Here is a 20,710-nt window from a genome sequence, read left to right as displayed (position 1 = left end):
CACACCAGGGGTCCGGCCACCCCGGCAACGCCCGAGGGGGCGGTGGGAGTGTCCCGCCGCCCCCTTCGGCGTGTCCGGGGTCCTCCTCGGTCATGCCGTGCCCTCCCGTTACGCGCTCTCCCGTTCCGGTCACTTCCCGCATCGAGAAACGGCCGCTCGCCCATGCCGCGAAGATCTCCCAAGGGATTACACTTAGTATGCAATCAATCACTAAAAGTGTTGACCACTCTTGTGCGGAGAGGACTCGATGGACACCGACGCCCCCGGCCCGTCCGGACCGGAACTGAGGGAGTACACGGCACTGCTGCGCCGCCGCCGGCGGTTCGTCGGCGCCGGCGTGCTCGGCGGGCTGGCCCTGGCCGCCGCCGCGGTGATCGGACTCCCCGCCGCCTACACCTCCGTCTCCGCCGTCCAGGTCCAGCCCAGCGGGATGGCCGAGTTCACCGGGGAGCGCTCCGGCCGTCTGGCCGGGGACGTCAACCTCGACACCGAGGCGCAGGTCCTGCTGTCGGACCGCGTGTCGTCCGCCGTGGCCGAGTCCCTGGGCGCGGGAGGCGGCACCGCGCCCTCCGTGGAGGACCTGCGCGAGCGGGTGGACGTGAGCGTGCCCCCCAACAGCAGCGTCCTGGAGATCAGCTACTCGGCCGGGAGCCCCGAGGCCGCGCGGGCGGGCACGCAGGCCTACGCCGACGCCTACCTCGAACTGCGCCGCGAGCGGATCGACGGGCTGATCGACAGCCACCTGGAGGCGCTGCGCGGGGAGCAGGAGGCCCGCTACGAGGCCCTCGCCGAGGCCGCCGGGGAGTCCGCGGACCCCGGCGCCGACGCGCGGGTCGAGGCGCTGCGCGCGGAGATCACCGAGCTGGGCAACGGCATCAGCCCGCTCAGCGCCCTGGCGGAGACGGTCGAGCCCGGGAGGGTCATCACCCCGGCGGGGCTCCCCGAGCGCGCGAGCAGCCCGCTGCCCGCCCTGTGGCTGGTCGGCGGCGCCGCGCTCGGCCTGCTGGCGGGGCTGCTGGCGGCCGTGGTCCGCGACCGCCTCGACCCGGGGCTGCACGACGCCGAGGAGACCGGGCGGATCGGGGCGGTGCCGGTACTGCTCGACCTGTCCGAGCGGGTCGGGCGCGGCCAGCGCTCCCCCGGGCTGCTGCCGGACGGTGACCGCCGCGGTCAGCGGGTCAACGAGTTCGCGCACCTGGTGCGCGCCCGCCTCGCCGCGGGCCCCGTTCCCGCGGCGGCCGACCGCCCTTCGGAGGGCGCTGGGCTGACCAGAACCGGGTCGGGTGGGACCGGAGTGACCGACCGCGCAGGAAGGTCCGCAGGAGCGGGCGGCGCCGAGGGGGAGGTCGGGCTGGCCGAGCTCCTCGAAGGCGAGGAGGCGGTCCTCGGGCGCGTCCTGCTCGTCACCGCGACCACCCCGGGCCGCGCGGGTACGGCGACCGCGGTGAACCTGGCCGCCTCCCTGGCCCGCACGGGCTCGGAGACGCTGCTGGTGTGCACCGACCCCCGCACCGACACCGTCGGGGAGCTGCTGGGGCTGCCGGAGGGCCCCGGCCTGGCCGAGGCCCTGCTGGAGGGCGAGGACCCCGCCGACCTGGAGGTGCGGCCCGACCTGGTGCCCCGCCTGCGGGTCCTGCGGTACGGGTCGCCGGGCCTGGACGCGCCGGTGCAGGGCACCGCGATGCCGGAGCTGGTGCGGCTGCTGCGTGCGGGGGCGGAGTACGTGGTGGTGGCGGTGGCACCGGTGAGCGAGCGCGCCGACGCGCACGCGCTGGCCGGTTCGGCCGACCTGATGCTGCCGGTGGTCGAGCTGGGCCGCACGCGCCGCGCCGAGCTGAGGGGGCTGCTCGTCCTCGCCGACCGGTTCGGGGTCCCCGTCCCGGGCACGGCCGTCCTGCCGCGCCAGCCGCTGGCCGGGCCCGCGCCGCTGGCGTCGCCGTCCGCCGCCGGAGTGCGCGGGGAGGAAGGACCCGCCGGAGCCGGTCGCACGCCCGGGAGGGACGAAGCGGCCGAGAAGAAGGCCGAGACGGACGAGGCGGGCGTGGCGACCGAGAAGGCCGGGGGGTCGACGGGGACCGTGAAGGGCCGCGCCGGTGCGGGGATCACGCTGACCGGCATCGTCAGCGAACTGCCCGCGGCTGCCGGAACCAAGGGGACGGAGGGGCGCGGTGAGACGGCCCGGCCTCCGGCGCCCAGGGAGGCGGAAGGGGTCCCCGGGGTGCCCGGTCCCCGGCGTGCGGAGGCCACGGAGGATCCGGCGGAGTCCTCGGAGGACCTGGAGTCGTCCCGCGACGGTGGGATACCCGCGGGTCTGGAGGTCCCCCGCGTGCTGGGAGGCGACGGTGCCACCCAGGTCCCGGCGGCCCCCGAGGTCACCGAAGGCTCCCCTGACGAGGAGGCCACCGAGACCGACCGGGCGGCGGAAGACACCACTGCCCCGGACCCAGCGGGCACGGACCCATCGGGCACGGACCCAGCGGGCACGGACAGGACCGACGGGACCAGCGGTGACACCGCGGGAACCACCGCGGCCCCGGGCACGGCCTCGGAGGCGGAGATGGCCTTCGGGCTGGCCCGGAACGCTGAGGCACAGGAGCCCCACGCCCCCGAAACGACCGTCAGCGGCGCCGAGGCCACCGAGGCCCTCGTGGCCTTCGCCGCCGAGGAGACCGAGGAGACCGAGAACTCCCGGCCGACCGGGACCGCCGAGGACTCCGCCGCCCCGGACACCGCGTCGGGGACCCGGAACTGATGGCCTGGAGCACGTCCGCCCGCGTTCCCCGGCCGACCGCCGGGGCGGTGGGCCCTGTCGCCGGGGGCTTTGGGAACCCGCTCCCGGCGGGCGGAACCGACGACGTCGCCGGTCGGCCGCTGCTCTGGCTGCTGGCCGGGTACCCGCTGTGGTGGGCGCTGGGCCTGGGACAGTTCGCGTACTGGCTGTTCGCGGTCCCGATGGCCGCCGAACTGGTGCGCCGCCACCGGGCCACGGGGCTGCGGGTCCCCCCGGGGTTCTGGCTGTGGGCGCTGTTCCTGCTGTGGACGGTGCTGGGCCTGTGCCTGGTCCAGCTGGAGATGCCCGGCACCGTGCCGGGCAGCGGCGGGTACGGCGGCGCCGTGCTCCGTGCGGTCAACTACCTGGTGCTGACGGTCCTGATGCTCTACGTCGGCAACCTCTCCGAGCGCGAGCTGCCCACGCGCGCGGTCGCGGGAGCGCTGGCGGTACTGTGCCTGGCCACGATCGCGGGCGGCTACCTGGGCATGCTCGCGCCCCGGTTCGAGTTCACGGCCCCGGCGGAGTACCTGCTCCCCGCCCCCCTGGCCTCCGACCCCTACATGCAGACCCTCATCCACCCGGCGTCCGCACAGGTCATGGACATCTTCGGGTACGAGTCGGCCCGCCCGAAGGCGCCCTGGGAGTACACCAACATCTGGGGATACATGCTCTCCCTGCTGCTGGTGTGGTTGGTGGTGAGCTGGGTGGCACAGGGTTCGGGATGGGTGCGCTGGGGTGCGCTGGCCGCCGCCGCGCTGGCCGTGGTCCCCGCCGTGTACTCGCTCAACCGGGCCCTGTGGGCGGGGCTGGCGCTGTCGGCGGCCTTCGCGGCCCTGGTGGCGCTGCGCCGCGGCCGGGTGGTCCTGGTGGGCGCCTGCGCCGTCACGTGCCTGGCGGTGCTGCTGGCGCTGGCCGCCTCCCCGCTCGCCGACGTGGTGCGGGCCAGGCTCGACAACCCGCACAGCGACGACGGCCGGGCCGCCACCAACGCGGCGTCCGTGGAGGCCGCCCAGCTGTCCCCGGTCATGGGGTGGGGCACCACCCGGGAGAGCCTGGGCAGCTCGGACTCGATCGCGGTCGGCCCCACCGCCGAGTGCCCCGGCTGCGGCCAGCACGTCATCGGCAACGCGGGGCAGCTGTGGATGACGCTGATCGCCGGCGGCTGGGTGGGCACCGGCCTCATGCTGGCCTTCTTCGCACACGTCGTGTGGCGCTACCGCCGCGTGTCCTCTCTGGAGGGGCAGGGCGCGCTGCTGACCGTGCTGCTGCTGTTCTGGTACATGTTCTTCTACGTCGCGCTGATGTCCCCGCTGGCCGTCACCATGGTCGCCGTCGCCCTGCTGTGGCGGGGCGAGGAACCGGTGCTCCGGCGGCGGACCTCGCGCACCCGCGGGGGTCTTTGGTGAACAGCGAGACGACCTACCTGACCGACCTCGCCGCGGTGCTGTGGCCGTGCGGCGGGCTGCTCGGCCCCGGCGACCGCGGTATGCGGCGGCTGGTCCGCCGCGACCGGGGCACCCAGTACCTTCCGGTCCCCAACGCGCAGAACCCCCGGGTGATCCTGCCCGCCCACGACCGGTCGGCGGCCACCCGGGGCATCACGTCCTTCTCCCAGGGGCACTCGTTCCGGGAGCGGGCGCGCACGCTGCTGCTGACCGGGGCGTTCGCCACCGGGCTGGCTCCGCTCCTGCTGCGCGACCGGCTCTACGTGGGGGTCGGCCCGGGCATCGAGCACGCGCTCACGTCGGCGCTGGACCGCGAGTTGGCCGTCGCCATCCACGTGGGCCCGCCCCGGGCCAACCGCAAGCCCGTACTCCTGCTGCTCACGCCCGGCGGCCGCACGATCGGCTACGCCAAGGTGGCCGTCAACGACCTGACCTCGCGCCTGGTACGCGCCGAGACGCGGGCCCTGCGCCAGCTGGCCGAGGCCCGTCTGCCGGACGTGACCGTTCCCCGGCTGATGCACGAGGGCGAGTGGAACAGCCACCCGCTGCTGGTGCAGGAGGCGCTGCCGGTCGGCGTCCAGACCGACCGGCCCACGCGGCGCCAGCTGCTGAGGTGCGTGACACAGATCGTCGGGCTGTCCAGGGTGCGGCGCCGAAGGCTGTCCGACAGCCCCTACCGGCGGTCGCTGGAGGAGCGGATCGTGACACTGGGCACGCGCCCCGAGGTGGCGCCGCTGCGCGCCGCGCTGCGCCGCCTGCCCGACGTGTACGTGCCGTTCGGCGCCTGGCACGGCGACCTGACCAGGTGGAACATCGCCAGCACCGCCCGGCGCGCGTTCGTGTGGGACTGGGAACGGCTCGCCATGGACGCGCCCGCGGGCTTCGACGCCCTGCACTACGACCTCAACGAGTGCGTGCAGGCCGGGGTCCACCCGGGCGTGCACCGGTGGTTGGAGAGCGGGTCGCGGCTGCTGCGCGACCCCCTCATGTCCGAGACCGGGGTGAGCTCCCACACGGTGTCCACCGTGATGGCGCTGTACCTCATCGACCTGGCCACCCGGTACCTGCACGACCGGCAGGACGAGAGCGGCGGCCACCTCGCGGCCGTGGACGACTGGCTGCTGCCCGCGCTGGAGGGGCTCCAGGAGAGGGCGGCCCACGAGGCGCACGAGGCCCGCCAGGTCTGAACGGCCCGCCCGTCCGAGCGGCCCGCCAGGTCCGGGCGGACCCGCCGGACCAGGCCCCCCGATCGATCGACACGACCCGCCGCGCCCGGGCGCCGAGGACGGCGACCGGAGTGACCGAAACCGCGACAGAAGGAGCACGTGATGCCCCGGAGCACCGTTCCCGTCCTGTTCCACCGCATGGCCGCCCCGGCCCGGGAGGCGCTCCTGCCCCTCGCCGACGGCCTGGGCGCGCTCACCGCACCGGCCCGCGCGCTGCCCGACTTCCTCGTCTGCGGGGCGCAGCGCTCGGGCACGACGTCGCTGTTCAGGTCGCTGTGCCTGCACCCGTGCGTCACCGGACCCACCCTGCGCAAGGGGGTGCACTACTTCGACACCGGATACCGCGGCGGCCCGGACCGGTACCGGGCGTACTTTCCCCTGCGCGCGTCGCTGCGGGCCCGGCGGGGGCGCCCCCGGGTGAGGGTCGTCGAGTCCAGCCCGTACTACCTGTTCCATCCCCTGGCCGCCGAGCGGATCGCCCGCGACCTGCCGGACGTGCGGGTGGTGGTCATCCTGCGCGACCCGGTGGAGCGCGCCTACTCGGCGCACGCGCACGAGACCGCGCGCGGGTTCGAGACGGAGCCGTTCGAGCGGGCGCTGGAGCTGGAGCCGGAGCGGCTGGCCGGTGAGGAGGAGCGGATGCTGGCCGACCCCGGGTACCGCTCGTACTCCCACCAGCACCACGGCTACGTGGCGCGCGGCCGCTACGCGGACCAGCTGGCGCGGATGGAGAAGCACCTGGGACGGGACCGGATGCACGTGGTGGACCACGCCGACCTGTTCGACGGCACGGCGCGGGCGCTGAACGGGGTGGAGCGGTTCCTGGGGCTGCCGCCCGGGCCGGGGAACGCCCCGGGCAGGCACAACGCGCGCGCCCGGACGACGATGCCCGAGGGGCTGCGCGCGGAACTGACTGCGCGGTTCGCCGACAGCGACGCCCGGTTGGCGGACTGGTGGGGGCGCGTCCCCTCGTGGCGCGCGTGACCGCCCTCTCGGAGCGGGAGCGGGCGGGGCTGCGCCGCGTCCTGCGCGGCGGGGCGGTCAACATGGCGGGGGCCGTGGTCGGCGCCGTGCTGAACCTGGCCGTGATCGTGACGATCACGCGGGCGTTCTCCCAGGAGACGGCGGGGCTGCTGTTCTCGGCGACGTCGGTGTTCCTGATCGCCGCTGTGGTGGCCAACCTGGGCGCGTCGGACGGGCTGGTGTACTTCATCGCCCGGATGCGGGTGTTCGGAGGACCCGGGGGCGGGCCCCGGCTGCTGCGGACGGCCGTGGCCCCGGCCGTGCTGGTGGCGTGCGCGCTGGCGGTGCTGCTGCTGGTGTGCGCCGGGCCGGTCGCGCGGGGCCTGGGCGGCGACGGGGCGGAGGTCTACCTGCGGTTGCTGGCGGTGTTCCTGCCGTTCGCGGTGCTGGCGGACACGGCCCTGGCCGCGACGCGGGCCCACCACGACATGGCCGGGACCGTGCTGGTGGACAAGGTGGGCCGTCCGCTGGCCCAGCTGGCCCTGGTGGCGGGGGTAGCGCTGTCGGGGGCGGCGGGGCTGTTGGCGCTGGCGTGGGCGGGGCCGTACCTGCCCGCGGCCGTGGTGGCGTGGTTCTGGCTGGGCCGTGTCGTGCGCCGGGCCGTTCCCGAGGCCGGTGGTGTCCCCGGGGAGGCGCATGGCCCCGGGAAGACGGACGGCCCCGGAGAGGCGGTGCCCGCAGGGAAGCAAGGCGCCACTGGTGGCCCCGGTGCCACCGGAACGGCTGTGGTTCCGGGGGCTGGCCATACCCATGACGAGACCGCGACCACGGGGACGACCGCGGCTCCGGAGACCGGCAGTGCCCCCGGTGCACCCGTGTTCGCCGCAACCCCTGTGACTCAGGAGTCCGTGGAACGGGTGGACGCACGGACGTTCTGGTCCTTCTCCCTGCCTCGCGCGGTGGCTGCGGTCGCCCAGATGGGCGTGCAGCGCGGCGGCGTGGTCCTCGTGGCGCTCCTGGGCGGGCTGACCGGCGCGGCGGTGTTCACGGCGGCCACACGGGTCATGGTGGTCGGTCAGTTCGGCACGCAGGCGGTGCTGTACGCGGCCCAGCCCAGGTTCGCCGAGCAGTTGGCGACGGGCGACCACGCCGGGGTCCGGACCCTCTACCAGGCGGGCACGGCGTGGCTGGTGTGCCTGCTGTGGCCTTTGTACCTGTCGGTGCTGGTGTTCGCCCACGAGGTGATGCGGCTGTTCGGGCCGGAGTACGCGGCGGGGGCGACGGCGCTGGTCGTGGTGTGCGCGGGCCAGCTGACGGCCGCCGCGCTGGGGATGGGCGACCTGGTCCTGACGATGACCGGGCTGACCCGGCTGAACCTGGTCAACAACGTGCTGTCGCTGGCGGCGAACGTGCTGGTGTGCGTGCTGCTCGTGCCCGTGGCCGGAGCGGCCGGGGCGGCCGTGGCCCTGGTGGCCGCGATGCTGGTGCGCAAGCTGCTCCCGCTGTGGCAGCTGCGGTCCCGCGTGGTGCTGCACCCGTTCAGCCGTCCGGTGCTGGCCGCGACGGCCAGCGCGCTGACGTGGTTCGGCGCCCTGCCGCTGTTGTTGGAGGCGCTGCTGGGCGGCGGAATCGCGACGCTGGCGATGGCGGTGACCTCGGGAGCCGTGGGGCACCTGGTGACGGTGTGGTCGCTGCGAGGTCTCCTGGGCCTGGGCCCGCGCCGGTAAGGCACACGGCGGCGGCAACCGACGACGCCCGCCAGAGGCGGCAGCTGCGGCGGCAGCCGGAGGCGGTGCGGGCGCACGGCGGTGAACGAGAGCTGCGCGGACACACGGCGGTGAACGAGAGCTGCGCGGACACACGACGGCAGCCGGAGGCGGTGCGGGCACGCCGAGGCAGGGCGGGCCCGGGGACCCCCCGTTATCCATGAAAGCCCCTGCGTGCGCTCCGCGGAAGACGCACTTCTCGCCTGTGGACAACCGGTGCGCCTCGCCGCGACCATCCCAACGACTACACAGAGTTATGAAATGATGACCACATGTCTCCACGACCGGTTCTCCTGGTGGCCTCCAGCGGAGGGCACCTCACCCAGCTGTGCTCACTGCGCCCCTGGTGGCGGCACCGCGAGCGCGTGTGGGTGACCTTCCGGACCCCCGACGCCGAGTCCGCCCTGGCCGGTGAGCGCGTCCGGTGGGCCTTCCACCCCACCACCCGCCACGTGGGCAACCTGCTGCGCAACGCCTGGCTGGCCGTCCGCGTCCTGCGCGAGCGGCGCCCCTGCGCCGTGGTCACCACCGGCGCCGGGGTGGCCCTGCCGTTCTTCGCCCTGGCGTGGCTGCTGCGGATACCGACCGTCTACATCGAGGTCTACGACCGCCTCGACACACCGACGCTCACCGCCCGGCTGTGCCGTCCGTTCACCCGGCTGTTCCTCGCCCAGTGGGAGGAACAGCGCGCCTTCATGCCGACCGCCATCACGGTAGGACCGCTGCTTTGACCGAACAGACCACGCGTCCCGTCCCGCGCTCCGACGACAGCGGCCACCCCGACGTGGTCGTCAGCCTCGGCACCGACCACCACTCCTTCGACCGGCTGGTCCGCTGGATCGACGACTACGCCCGGCGCCACCGGGCCTTGCGCTTCCTGGTCCAGCACGGGCACAGTGCCGCCCCCGCCGTGGCCGCGGGCACCCCGTTCCTGCCCGGAGAGGAACTCGGCGAGCACATGCGCCGGGCCCGGGTGGTCGTCGCCCACGGCGGGCCGGGCACCATCGTCCAGGCCCGCCGCGCCGGACGCCTGCCCATCGTCGTCGCCCGCGACCCCGAACTGGACGAGCACGTCGACGAGCACCAGCTCCTGTTCGTGCGGCGCCTGGAGGAGGCGGGCCGGATACGCTCCTGCGCCACCCCCCAGCAGCTCTCCGCACTCCTGGACAGGGCGCTCGCCTCACCGGGGGACTTCCGGGTGGACCCCGACGACGGCGAGGGCACCGAGCGCGCAGCGCTGCGCGCCGGGGAGCTCATCGACCTGCTCACGGGCACCCGGGCCGTGGCGGCGGAAACCGCCGCGGACCCCGCCGCCACGGCCACCGGCTCCGCCGTCCGCACCGCCGGAAGCGGCACGGACCCGCTGACCACCACCCGAACCGTCCCCAAGGCCACCGACCGCGCCGCCGACCACACCTCCGCGCAGACCGGCGCCCAGACCGGCGCGGCCGACGCGCCCGACACCGCGCCCCGGCCCGGCGTGACCGTGGTGGTGCCCACCCGGGACCGGCCGGAACTGCTGCGCCGCACCCTGCGGGCGATCAGCGAACAGGACTACTCCGGTCTCATCACCACGATCGTCGTCTTCGACAACGACCAGCCCGACCCCTCCCTGGCCCGCTCCGACGGCGACCGCCCCGTGCGGGTGGTCACCAACACCCTCACCCCCGGCCTGGCCGGGGCCCGCAACACCGGCGTGCTCGCCGCCGACACCGACCTGGTGGCCTTCTGCGACGACGACGACACGTGGCTGCCCGGGAAGCTCCGGGCACAGGTCGACGTCATGCTCGACGAGCCCGGCACCGAGCTGGTGTGCTGCGGCATCCGGGTGGTCTACGACAGGGTCGAGGCGGTCCGCAGCCTGGACCGCACCAGTGTGACCTTCGGCGACCTGCTGGGGTCGCGCCTGACCGAGCTGCACCCGTCCACGTTCCTCATCCGGCGCCGCGCCATGATCGACGGCTGCGGAACCGTCAGCGAGGAGATCCCCGGCAGCTACGCCGAGGACTACGAACTGCTGCTGCGGCTGGCACGGCGCGGCCCCATCCGCAACATCCCCGAACCGGGCGTGCGGGTGCTGTGGCACCGCAGGTCGCACTTCTCCGGGCGCTGGCGGACCATCTCCACCGCCCTGCGCTGGCTGCTGGACCGCTACCCCGAGTTCGCGCTGGTACCGCGCGGCCACGCGCGCGTGGCCGGGCAGATCGCCTTCGCCGAGGCCGCCTCCGGGCGCCGGCGCGCCGCGCTGCGCTGGATCGGCACCACGGTCCGCAGCCGCCCGGCCGAGGTCCGCGCCTACCTGGCGCTGGCGGTGGTGTTCGGGGTGCCCGCCGGGTGGATCACGCGCGCGCTGCACCTGCGCGGCAGGGGCGTGTAGCCTCGGTCCGCGCACCGGGGCGTCCGGCGCGCGGACCGAGCAGCCGGGAAGGACGCGCATGATCCGGAAAGCCACCCCCGAGGACGTCGAGGGGGCGGCGGACACGCTGGCCGCCGCTTTCGCGGACTATCCCTTCACGCGTCACGTGATCAGCGCCGACGACCACGGGACCCGGCTGCGGGAGTTCCAGCGCGTCTTCCTCGCCGACGTCGGCCTTCCGTACGGGCGGGTGTGGGTGAGCGACGACCTCCGGGCGGCCTCCGTCTGGACGGTGCCCGGCTCCGACGGCGCGCAGGAGGCCGTGGAGGCCCTGCTCCCCCGGCTCGTGGAGCTGGCGGGCGACCGCGCCCCGGCCTACGCGGCGGCCGAGGCCGCCATGGAGCCGTACCGGCCGGAGGAGCCGGTGTGGTTCCTCGGCACCGTCGGCGTCCACCCCGCGTCCCGGGGCCAGGGCCTGGGGCGCGCGGTGATCGGCGCTGGCCTGCACGAGGCCGACGCGGCGGGCTTCCCGGCGTTCCTGGAGACCTCGACGGAGGACAACGTGGGCCTGTACACGTCGCTCGGCTTCCGGGTGACCGCCGAGTACGGGCTGCCCGGGAGCGGCCCGCGCACCTGGTCCATGTTCCGGCCCGTGGGCGGCTGAACCCGGTACACCCCCGCGCACGGGCCTCACCGGGCGAGGACGCGGCACTGGAGCGAGGGTGGCGACACGCCCCCCGCGCACGGCCCTCACACGCGCGGGCCGCCGCCCCCTGTGGGAGCGGCGGCCCGCGCGGACCGTCCCGGACGATCCGGGCCCCGGGCGGTCAACCCCGTTCCTGGGCGTACTCGGCCAGGTCGCGCACCTGCTCGGGCAGGTACACGTACGGGTCCTGTCCGGCCGCCTCGAAGCCGCGCTGGGCGTACTCGTTGGCCCGGATCCGGAAGTCGCAGTCCGAGGACAGCTTGTTGTCCCACACCTTGACCGCGCGCACCCGCTCGTAGCGGCGCAGCACGTCGGGGATCTCGGAGTACCACTCCAGGGTCTCCTGCGGGCCGATGGGCGTGGTGCCCATCTCGCCGATCATCACCGGCTTGTCCGGGTCGATCCCGTGCTCGGGCCCCTCGTTCTGGAACCACTCGTAGGCCGGGCGCATCATGTCCTCGAAGGAGTACACCTCGTCCCAGTGCGGCTGGGAGTCGCAGCCGGTCATGTTGTAGGCCTCCCAGCTGACCCAGTCGACGTAGTCGTTGCCGGGCCACAGGCCGGGGAGGCGGTCGAAGTTGCCCTCCCACCCGGTCACGTTCCACACCCAGATGGCGTTGTCCGCGCCCTCCTCGCGGTACAGGTCCACGATGTGCCGCCAGGCCCGCACGAACTCCTCGGGTGTGCCGCGCCTGTCGTAGCGCGTGTTGGCGTCGGCCTCGTGGTCGAAGGTGACGAAGTAGGGCACCCCCAGTTCCGCGATGGCGTCGGCCTGGGACCGCAGGGAGTCGTCGAACTCGCCGTCGATGATGGACTCGTAGGAGATCGCCGGATGCCCGGAGCGCGTGAACCGCCGGGCCTCGATGTTGGTGTGCACGAACCTGCCCTCGGCGATCAGCTCCCGTTCGCGCCTGCCGGGGATGTTCGCCTGGTCGACGCCGCGCCAGGTGTAGACGATGTCCATGCGGCGGTCGACCGCCTCCTCCAGCGGCTCGATCCGGTCCTGGTAGGGGCTGGCCCCCCACCAGACCCCGCACGAGGGCTCCAGGATCTCCGAGACGGTGCACTCCTCGTCGGTGGCGTACCCCCCGCGCCAGGGCGGCTCCGTCGCCCCCGCCGGCCGGTCCGAGGGGTGCCGTGGAGAGGACGGGGTCCCGCCCGCCGGGCTGTCCCCCGCCCCGGCCAGTGTCAGGACGAGGGTCAGTGCCCCCGTCGTCGCCAGTGCCCGTACCGGTCCCCTGTCCACGGCGAACTCCCCCTAGCTCTCCAAATGTGACGCAGTGTATTTAGATGGACACCATACGTCATATTTGGGGTGGACAACAGTCCTTGAAGTGGCAAAACGGACTTCAGTATCCGTAACGCCCCCGGGACGGAGCCGTCACGGCGGCCACCAGGCGCCGCCGCCAGGAGGGCATCGCCTCGCGCCACCCGTGGTCGGCGCGGACCCCGACGCGCCCGGCCGTGAAGCGCATCGGGTTGCCCGACACGGCGTGCCCCTCCGACAGGCCGGAGCAGCCCTGCGCCGCGTCCGGCGGGGTGCCCGCGTACCCCGCGAACCCGGCGATCCGGTCGAACTCGCCACCGGGGTCGGCGACGAAGTCCTCGTAGCGCACGCGCAGCGTCGGGACGCCGCGCCGGGCCAGGGCGTCGAAGCAGGCGTTCTGGGTCATCCACTGCACCGACGCCCGTCCGGCCGAGTAGCGGGCCATCTCCGGCTCGCTGCTGTCGGGGGAGGCGTCCGGGCGCGCCACACGCCTGGCCCAGGAGTGGGCCACCGCACGCGGGTCGCGCACCACGTGCAGCAGGCGCATCCGGGCGCCGTAGCGCCAGCGCAGGCAGGCGGCCAGGGAGGCGTGCTTGCTGGCGTCCACGATCACGTGGGCGCCGCTGACCAGGGACACCGCCGAGTACAGGCGGTGGTAGAGCTCGGTGTAACGGTCGCAGCGGGAGGCGAGCAGGCCCTGGTGGGGGCTGTTGAGCAGCACCGGCAGGAACCGGGTGCGGTCGACTCGGTCCTTGAGCCGCAGCACCTCCCCGGTGTCCAGACGGTCCCAGCCGCCGAAGGCCTCCTTACCCACGTCGGACCAGAAACCGCAGCCGGAGAAGGGTCGGCCGCAGCCGCACCGTTCGTCCTCCACCAGTCCGCGCCGCCACAGGTGCACGACCTCGCCGACCGAACAGAACCCGGGCAGTTCGCCGAGGAGCCGCTCGATCAGGGTCGAGCCGGAGCGGCCCATTCCGCCGACGAACACCAGTCGATAACCATCGTCCACCCCACCAGGCTATTACTTTCGGTCACGCCTCGTGCGCCCGAAGTGATGACTGGAGGGAAGAGGCCCGTCCCATCCCGGATTCCGTGCGTGCGCCGGCGCCCGGACGGAGCGAGGGGCCGCCCGGAGGCGGCCCCGTCGCACGGTCGGTCGCGGCCCTGGGCGCCCGGTGGCACCCCGACCGGGGTCAGTCGGTCTTGACGACCATCCCCGCGGCGACCGTGACGTTGGTGGACTCGTCGATGAGGATGAACCCGCCCGTCTGGCGGTTCTTGGCGTACTCGTCCACGAACAGGGGCTGGGTGGAGCGCAGCCGCACCCGGCCGATCTCGTTGAGCGACAGGTGCTCGGCCTGCTCGTCGCGGTGCAGCGTGTTGACGTCCAGCCGGTACCGCAGGTCCTTGACCACGACCTTCGCGGTGCGGGTGGTGTGCTTGAGGATGAGCTTGGAGCGCGGCTCCAGCTTGCGCGCGTCCGTCATCCAGCACACCATCGCCTCCACGTCCTGGGTGACCGCGGGGGCGTTGTTGGGGCGGCAGATCATGTCGCCCCGGGAGATGTCGATCTCGTCCTCCAGCAGGAGGGTGACCGACATCGGCGAGTAGGCCTCGGTGACGTCGCCGTCGGCGGTGACGATCCTGGCGATCCGCGTGTTCAGCCCGGACGGCAGGTGGGTGACCTCGTCGCCCGGCTTGAGGACGCCGCCCGCGAGCTGGCCCGCGTAGCCCCGGTAGTCGTGCAGCTCGGGGTCGGCCGACCTGTGCGGCCGGATCACGTACTGCACGGGGAAGCGCGCGTCGATGAGGTTGCGGTCGGAGGCGATGTGCACGTTCTCCAGGTGGTGGAGCAGGGAGGGCCCGGTGTACCAGGGCATGTTCTCCGAGCGGGTCACCACGTTGTCGCCGTTCAGGGCCGAGATCGGCACGAACGTCAGGTCGCACACGTCCAGCTTGGTGGCGAAGTCGGCGAACTCGGCCTTGATCTCCTCGAAGCGGTCCTGGGAGTAGTCCACCAGGTCCATCTTGTTGACCGCCAGCACCAGGTGGGGCACCTGGAGCAGGGTGGTGAGGAAGGCGTGGCGGCGGCTCTGCTCCTGGAGGCCCTTGCGCGCGTCCACCAGGATGATGGCGAGGTCGGCCGTGGAGGCGCCGGTGACCATGTTCCGGGTGTACTGGATGTGCCCGGGGGTGTCGGCGATGATGAAGGTGCGCTTGGGGGTGGCGAAGTAGCGGTACGCCACGTCGATGGTGATGCCCTGCTCGCGCTCGGCGCGCAGGCCGTCGGTGAGCAGCGCCAGGTTGGTCTGCTCCTCGCCGCGCGCGACGCTGGTGCGCTCCACCGCGTCGAGCTGGTCCTCGAAGATGGACTTGGAGTCGAACAGCAGTCGGCCGATCAGGGTGCTCTTGCCGTCGTCGACGGAACCCGCCGTCGCGAACCGCAGGATGTCGTTGCTCATGCTTGCCTGGTCCAATGCGGAGTGTGTGGTCTGCGGAGAACGGGTTCCGGCGCGGATGCCCGTGGGCTGGCCGGAAACGTTGCCGGTGTGGCACATGAGGCCCTGACCTGCGATGATCTTGTACTTATAGCCGATGTCGGCGGTCGAACCCCGCTGTAAGTACAAGATCACGACGGATGAGGCGGGCCGTGAACCCCTTCCGGCCGTCGCGCTAGAAGTAGCCCTCGCGCTTGCGGTCCTCCATGGCGGCCTCGCTGGTGCGGTCGTCCGCCCGCGTCTGCCCCCGCTCGGTCACCCGGGTCGCGGCGATCTCGGCGATGATGTCGTCGATCTCCACGGCCGTGGACTTGACCGCTCCGGTGCAGGTGAGGTCGCCGACGGTGCGGTAGCGGACGGTCTCGGTGAACGGGACCTCGGTGTCGTCGCGGTTGATGATGGGCGAGTTCGACAGCAGGATGCCGTCGCGCTCGAAGACCTCGCGCTCGTGGGCGAAGTAGATGGAGGGCAGCTCCAGCCGCTCCCGCTTGATGTAGGCCCACACGTCCAGCTCGGTCCAGTTGGAGATCGGGAAGACCCGGATGTGCTCGCCCCGTTCGATGCGGGTGTTGAACACGCTCCACAGCTCGGGGCGCTGGTTCTTGGGGTCCCACTGGCCGAACTCGTCGCGGAAGGAGAAGACCCGTTCCTTGGCCCGGGCCTTCTCCTCGTCGCGTCGCGCACCGCCGAAGGCGGCGTCGAAGCCGTTCTCCTCGATGGCCTCCAGCAGCGCCGAGGTCTGGAGGCGGTTGCGGCTGGCCCAGCGGCCGGTGGGCTCGGTGACCTTGCCCGCGTCGATCTGCTCCTGCACCGAGGCCACGACCAGGCGGACGCCGGCCTCGGCCACCCGGCGGTCGCGGAACTCGATGACCTCGTCGAAGTTGTGGCCGGTGTCCACGTGCATGACGGGGAACGGAACGGCGCCGGGCCAGAAGGCCTTCTCGGCCAGGCGCAGCATGACGATGGAGTCCTTGCCGCCGGAGAAGAGCAGCACCGGCCGCTCGAACTCCGCGGCCACCTCGCGCATGATGAAGATGGCTTCGGCCTCCAGGACGTCCAGCTGGGAGAGCTGGTAGCGTCCGGCCTGCTGACTCGCCTGACCCATGAATCCGCCTTAGAAATACCGACAGGGCCGACGGCGGAGGGGTCGTCCTATCAGCCCCCCGCGTGCGGACCCGCGCTGTCCAGGTCCGCGCCGTCGCGGATGCTCGCCAACAACATACCCGACAATTCCGATCGGCATACAAGGACATCCGGCAGCAACGGGTCCGCCGTGTTGTACCGCAGCGGGGAACCGTCGATCCGGGAGGTGTGCAGACCCGAGGCCCGGGCCACCGCCACCGGGGCGGCGCTGTCCCACTCGTACTGGCCGCCCGCGTGCACGTAGATGTCGGCTATGCCGAGCAGCACCGCGCAGATCTTGGCGCCCGCCGAGCCCATCGGGACCACCTCGGCGCCCAGCTGGGTGGCCATCCTCTGGACGAAGGCCGGGGGCCTGGTCCGGCTGGCGGTGATGCGCAGCCGCTGGTCCGAGGGGCGCTCCTCGGGCAGCCACGGCGGGTCGACCGTGGACAGGGTGCTGCCCTGGGCGGGCAGCGCCACGGCGCCCGCGACCAGGTCGCCGTTCTCCCACAGCGCCACGTGCACCGCCCAGTCGGTGCGCCCGGCCTCGGCGAACTCGCGCGTGCCGTCGAGGGGGTCGATGATCCACACCCGGCGCGCGTTGAGCCGCGCGGGGTCGTCGGCCCCCTCCTCCGAGAGGACCGCGTCGCTGGGCCGCAGCCGTCCCAGCGCGGAGAACAGGAACTCGTGGGAGGTGCGGTCCCCCAGGGTGCGCAGGACGTCGGGCTCGTCGAAACCGTGTCGGGCGCGCAGGCGCAGCAGCAGCTGCCCCGCCTCGCTCGCCAGGTCCCGGGCCACCTCATGATCGTTTCGGATGTTCTTCACCGGCTAGTATGCTCCCGCCCCACGGATCACCGCTGACCACGTCTTCCACAAGATCTGGACGTCCAGTGTCAGCGACCAGTTTTCCACGTACCGCAGATCGAGCCGGACCGATTCCTCCCAGGAGAGGTCGGAGCGGCCGCTCACCTGCCACAGACCCGTCATACCCGGCTTGACCACCAACCTGCGGCGGACGTCGTCCCCGTAGCGGGCGACCTCCTCCGGAAGCGGCGGCCTCGGGCCGACGAGCGACATCTCCCCCCGGACCACGTTGACGAGCTGGGGGAGCTCGTCGAGCGAGTACCGGCGCAGCCAGGCCCCCACGGTCGTCACCCTGGGGTCGCGGCGCATCTTGAACAGCACGCCCTCGTGCTCGTTGCGGGGCTGGAGCATCGCCTTCAACGCCTCGGCCCCCATCACCATCGTACGGAACTTGTAGACGGTGAACTCGTCCCCGCCCCTGCCCACGCGCGTCTGGGTGAAGAGGGCGGGCCCGCCGCCCTCGGACCGGACGAGGACGCACAGGGCGAGGAACAGCGGAGACAGCAGCACCAGGGCCAGGGCGGCGGCGCAGCGGTCGAAGGCGCCCTTGAGGACGCGGCGCGCGCCCACCAGTTCGGGGTGCTCCACGTGCAGCAGGGGCAGCCCCGCGACCGGGCGGATGGAGGTGCGCGGCCCGGCCACGTCCATGAGCGCGGAGGCGACGATGAGGTCGGTGCCGGTCTCCTCCAGCCGCCAGGCCAGGCGGCGCAGCTCGGCCCCGTCCATCTCCGGGCAGGCCAGGACCGCGACGGTGTCGGCCCCGACCAGGGCGGCGGCCTCCGCCGCGCCGGTGAAGGTGCCCAGGACCGGACAGCCCTCCACCTCGTCGGCGCCCGAACCGGAGTCGGCCTCCTCCTGGGGCAGGCACACGCCCACCACGCGCATGCCGTGGTAGACCTCGCCGCGGAACCGGCGGACCAGGTCGCGGACGGCCACGCGGTAGCCGACGACCACGACCCCGCTCATGCACTGGCCCGAACCGCGGCGCCGGTGCAGGGCCTTGCGGCGCGCGTACCTGAGGCCGAGGGTGAGCAGGAGGATGAGCGGCAGGGTGACGAGCGCGTAGCCGCGGGCGAGGTCGAAGCGCATGGCGTAGGCGCCGACCGCGACGGTCGCGGCGAGGGCGATCCCGGCCGTGGCGACGCGGCGGTACTCCTCCGTGCCCACGCCGAGGAAGCGGCGGGCGTAGCCGCCGCCCAGGTAGACGAAGAGGACCCACACGGGGGGCAGCAGGAGGGAGAGGGCCAGGTAGGGCAGGGTGGTGGCCGCACCGAGGGCGGAGGGGAAGCGGGCCGCGGTGCCGCTGAGGGTGGCCGTGAGGGCGGCGGCCAGGTCCAGGCCGACCAGGCTCACCACGTAGGGGCGCACCCAGGCGCCGTTGGTCCCGCCGGGGGCGATCGCTCCGCGCTGCCCGGTGGCGCCCGCGGTCCCGGGGATCCCTGAGGCCCCTGGGATCCCGGGGCCGACCACGATCCGCGTCGACTGTTCGCGGACGGTCTCCGTCCGGCTGGTTGTGACCACGTACACTCCCCCAAGACCCACGACTCTGGCAGCTCACACGGCATCGCTCCGCGCGCCACGGGAGAGCACTCTGAGGACGTGAGCGGGGCAGGTGCGTCGGGCGCGGAGACCAACGCCCCGAACAGTAACCAAAAGTAGTGGAAAAGTCGCGTGGCGTTGCGGCTTGTTGGACAAGAAGCCCTGTTCAACACGAGAATGTGCCTGTGCCTGGATCCGTTCGGCCACGCTGGGGTGACCTGATGGGGACACCGGTGGCCGCCCGGGGGACACAGCCGAAACCCGGACCTCCCTGCGGCGGCCCGGGCTCCGGGTCAGACGTGTTCGGGGGCCATGGCACCGGCCAGGCGCAGGTGCGGCTCGGCCAGCTCCCGCTCCCCCTGGCGCTGGAGCGTGCGGCCCAGGAGCAGGCGCGCGTACGCGTCGTCCGGGCTCTGGGCCACCAGCTCCTCCAGTGTGCGGCGGGCGCGGCCCAACTGCGCGGAGCGGTAGTGGGCGCGGGCCGCGAGCAGGCGCACGTTCCGGTCCGCGGCGTGCTCGTCGAGCATCGGCCGGAGCAGGGTGAGCGCGCCGAGGGGGTCGCCCCGGCCCAGCAGGGACTCCGCCTGGCGGAAGCGCTCGACCTCCTCGGGGAGTCGGCGCGGGGTGTGCCCGGCGGCTCCGACCAGGAAGCCGCGGATCGCGTCGGGGTGTTGGGCGCCCTCCAGGGCCCGGCCGTTGACCACCAGGGTCGGTGAGGTGCGCACGCCCACGGCCCTGCCCCGCAGGAGGAGCTCGCGGACCCGCCCCTCCCCGGCGCCCCCGGCCAGGAGTCGGCCGCCGTCGGGGAACCCGGCCTCGCGGGCGACGCCGTCCAGGACGTCTGCGGAACCGATGTCCTCGGCCGCCGTGAAGTGGGCGCGCAGGACGCCCTCGGCGACGGCGCCCTGAAGAGCGGGGCCGCCGGCCTCCAGGGCCAGGGCCAGGAGGCGGTGGGAGTCGTGGCTGCTGACCCTCCACACCGCGCCCCAGCGGGGGCCGAGCCCCTCCGCCGCGGCGGCCTCGGCCACGCGGACGCGGTTCTGGGCCGGAGTGAGGTCGGGCGCACAGGCCCTCAGGGCGGTGTCCACGAGGGGGTCCCCCAGCAGGGGGTCCAGGGGTTCGGCCGCGGCCGGGGCGGTGGAGTCGATCCGGTAGGGGCGCCAGACCACCTCGGCCTCCTCACGGAGCGCGCCGTCGAGCCCGGCCAGCGCCCGCTCCAGGCGCCGCTTGCCGACGTACGTCCAGGGGCAGACCGTGTCGGCCCAGATCTCGATCCTCATGGGGACAACATAAGCGACGATTGTCGCTTAAACAACACATGCCGATGAGATACAGGCGTCGTATACTGTCCCCGTGAACCCCGACGACCCCCGTGTCCAGCGCACCCGCGACCGCCTGCGCACCGCCCTGCTGTCACTGACCGCGGAGAGCCCGTCGGGCACCGTCACGGTCTCCACCGTGGCCAGGCGAGCCGGGGTCAACCGCGCGACCGTCTACCAGCACTACGCCGACCTGGACGCGCTGGTCGCCGACGCCATGGAGAGCGCCGTGGCGCACGTGGCGCGCTGCGCGGCGCTGTGCCCGCTGGACGCGCCCCGCGACCGGGCTCCGGAACCGCTGGTGGACCTGTTCGGGCACGTGGCGGACAGCGCGGTGCTCTACCGCCGGATGCTGTCGGACCACGGCAGCGCCCGCTTCACGAACCGCCTGCGGGGGCGGCTCGCCGAGGAGCTGGCCGCACGGTTCGCGCGGGGGGCGAGGCCGCCCGGGTTCGACGACGTGCCGGTGCGCACGCACGCCGCCTACCTGGCGGGGGCGCTGGTCGGTGTGATCGCCGACTGGGTCGGCACCGGAGAGGTGGAAGGCAGGCCTCCCGAGACCGGGGGGGCCTGGGAGGCGGACGGGTCGAGCGGGCCCACCGCACCGGAGGAGGCCGCACTGGCCTTCTGGCGCCTGGTACGCGGCTGAGGCGGGCGTCCACGCCTCGTGTCCTTCCCCGCCGACAGCGGCCCTGCGGTTGCGGCGGGAGCGCCGTGCGGAGCCGCACGAGCACCACCCGCAGCACGGGCACCGGACAGCACAGGGCAACCACTGGGAACAGGGCGGTGCGGACACCGGGCACGGAAGCGGACCGCGTCCGGCCCCGGCCGCGCCGGGGTGGTCGCGGGCCGCCCCCGGTCCTCCC

The 20,710-nt window shown here is 73.6% G+C and carries 16 protein-coding genes; 9 read left to right on the top strand and 7 right to left on the bottom strand.

Features of this window, described 5'->3' with window-relative positions:
* Positions 1–247 precede the first annotated feature (247 nt).
* From FYW99_RS10545 to FYW99_RS10510, 8 genes are all read left to right on the top strand, one after another.
* The gene (locus FYW99_RS10545; RefSeq protein WP_150251849.1) at positions 248–2,752 is read left to right on the top strand and encodes a lipopolysaccharide biosynthesis protein; all 2,505 of its coding nucleotides are present in this window, start codon (positions 248–250) and stop codon (positions 2,750–2,752) included.
* Positions 2,752–4,179, top strand: coding sequence for a ligase (locus FYW99_RS10540; protein WP_150251848.1), 1,428 nt, complete (start codon positions 2,752–2,754; stop codon positions 4,177–4,179). Before FYW99_RS10545 ends, FYW99_RS10540 begins: the two co-directional genes overlap by 1 nt.
* Entirely contained in the window at positions 4,176–5,405 is a 1,230-nt protein-coding gene (locus tag FYW99_RS10535) for a phosphotransferase (protein WP_150251847.1), read from the top strand. The genes FYW99_RS10540 and FYW99_RS10535 overlap by 4 nt, the downstream gene beginning before the upstream one ends.
* A 141-nt stretch (positions 5,406–5,546) precedes the next feature.
* Positions 5,547–6,428, top strand: coding sequence for a sulfotransferase domain-containing protein (locus FYW99_RS10530; protein ID WP_150251846.1), 882 nt, complete (start codon positions 5,547–5,549; stop codon positions 6,426–6,428).
* Positions 6,398–8,134, top strand: a complete 1,737-nt coding sequence (locus FYW99_RS10525; RefSeq protein ID WP_150251845.1) for a lipopolysaccharide biosynthesis protein — start codon at positions 6,398–6,400, stop codon at positions 8,132–8,134. Before FYW99_RS10530 ends, FYW99_RS10525 begins: the two co-directional genes overlap by 31 nt.
* A 311-nt stretch (positions 8,135–8,445) precedes the next feature.
* Complete coding sequence (locus FYW99_RS10520; protein ID WP_150251844.1) at positions 8,446–8,904, top strand: glycosyltransferase family 28 protein; 459 nt, start codon at positions 8,446–8,448, stop codon at positions 8,902–8,904.
* Positions 8,901–10,550 carry a glycosyltransferase gene (locus FYW99_RS10515; RefSeq protein ID WP_150251843.1) on the top strand — a complete coding sequence of 550 codons (1,650 nt, stop codon included), beginning with the start codon at positions 8,901–8,903 and terminating at the stop codon, positions 10,548–10,550. The genes FYW99_RS10520 and FYW99_RS10515 overlap by 4 nt, the downstream gene beginning before the upstream one ends.
* 58 nt (positions 10,551–10,608) lie before the next feature.
* Positions 10,609–11,193 carry a GNAT family N-acetyltransferase gene (locus FYW99_RS10510; RefSeq protein ID WP_150251842.1) on the top strand — a complete coding sequence of 195 codons (585 nt, stop codon included), beginning with the start codon at positions 10,609–10,611 and terminating at the stop codon, positions 11,191–11,193.
* 163 nt (positions 11,194–11,356) lie between these two features.
* Here the strand turns inward: FYW99_RS10510 and FYW99_RS10505 are convergent, their stop codons facing one another.
* The 7 genes from FYW99_RS10505 to FYW99_RS10475 form a co-directional block, all read right to left on the bottom strand.
* A complete protein-coding gene (locus tag FYW99_RS10505) occupies positions 11,357–12,481 on the bottom strand; it encodes a glycoside hydrolase family 26 protein (RefSeq protein WP_150251841.1) in 1,125 nt (374 codons plus the stop codon).
* A gap of 103 nt (positions 12,482–12,584) precedes the next feature.
* On the bottom strand, positions 12,585–13,475 hold the full coding sequence (locus tag FYW99_RS10500) for a sulfotransferase (protein ID WP_150252236.1): 891 nt from the start codon (positions 13,473–13,475) through the stop codon (positions 12,585–12,587).
* A gap of 220 nt (positions 13,476–13,695) precedes the next feature.
* The gene (gene cysN / locus FYW99_RS10495; protein WP_394350356.1) at positions 13,696–15,060 is read right to left on the bottom strand and encodes a sulfate adenylyltransferase subunit CysN; all 1,365 of its coding nucleotides are present in this window, start codon (positions 15,058–15,060) and stop codon (positions 13,696–13,698) included.
* A 115-nt stretch (positions 15,061–15,175) separates the two neighbouring features.
* Positions 15,176–16,105 carry a sulfate adenylyltransferase subunit CysD gene (gene cysD / locus FYW99_RS10490; protein WP_150251840.1) on the bottom strand — a complete coding sequence of 310 codons (930 nt, stop codon included), beginning with the start codon at positions 16,103–16,105 and terminating at the stop codon, positions 15,176–15,178.
* 50 nt (positions 16,106–16,155) lie between these two features.
* Positions 16,156–16,947: a 3'(2'),5'-bisphosphate nucleotidase CysQ gene (locus FYW99_RS10485; RefSeq protein WP_026338425.1), complete on the bottom strand. Its 792-nt coding sequence runs from the start codon at positions 16,945–16,947 to the stop codon at positions 16,156–16,158.
* Positions 16,948–16,950: 3 nt separating this feature from the next.
* Positions 16,951–18,507 (bottom strand): sugar transferase, encoded by a 1,557-nt coding sequence (locus tag FYW99_RS10480; protein ID WP_150251839.1) that lies wholly within the window; start codon positions 18,505–18,507, stop codon positions 16,951–16,953.
* A 311-nt stretch (positions 18,508–18,818) separates the two neighbouring features.
* Positions 18,819–19,805, bottom strand: coding sequence for a DsbA family protein (locus FYW99_RS10475; RefSeq protein WP_150251838.1), 987 nt, complete (start codon positions 19,803–19,805; stop codon positions 18,819–18,821).
* A gap of 73 nt (positions 19,806–19,878) precedes the next feature.
* On the opposite strand from FYW99_RS10475, the gene FYW99_RS10470 reads away from it, so the two are divergent.
* The gene (locus tag FYW99_RS10470) at positions 19,879–20,493 is read left to right on the top strand and encodes a TetR/AcrR family transcriptional regulator (RefSeq protein ID WP_150251837.1); all 615 of its coding nucleotides are present in this window, start codon (positions 19,879–19,881) and stop codon (positions 20,491–20,493) included.
* Positions 20,494–20,710 lie beyond the last annotated feature (217 nt).

It is taken from the genome of Nocardiopsis deserti, assembly GCF_008638355.1.
In the GTDB taxonomy this organism is placed as follows: domain Bacteria; phylum Actinomycetota; class Actinomycetes; order Streptosporangiales; family Streptosporangiaceae; genus Nocardiopsis; species Nocardiopsis alborubida.
This window is presented reverse-complemented; position numbering and strand designations above follow the sequence as displayed.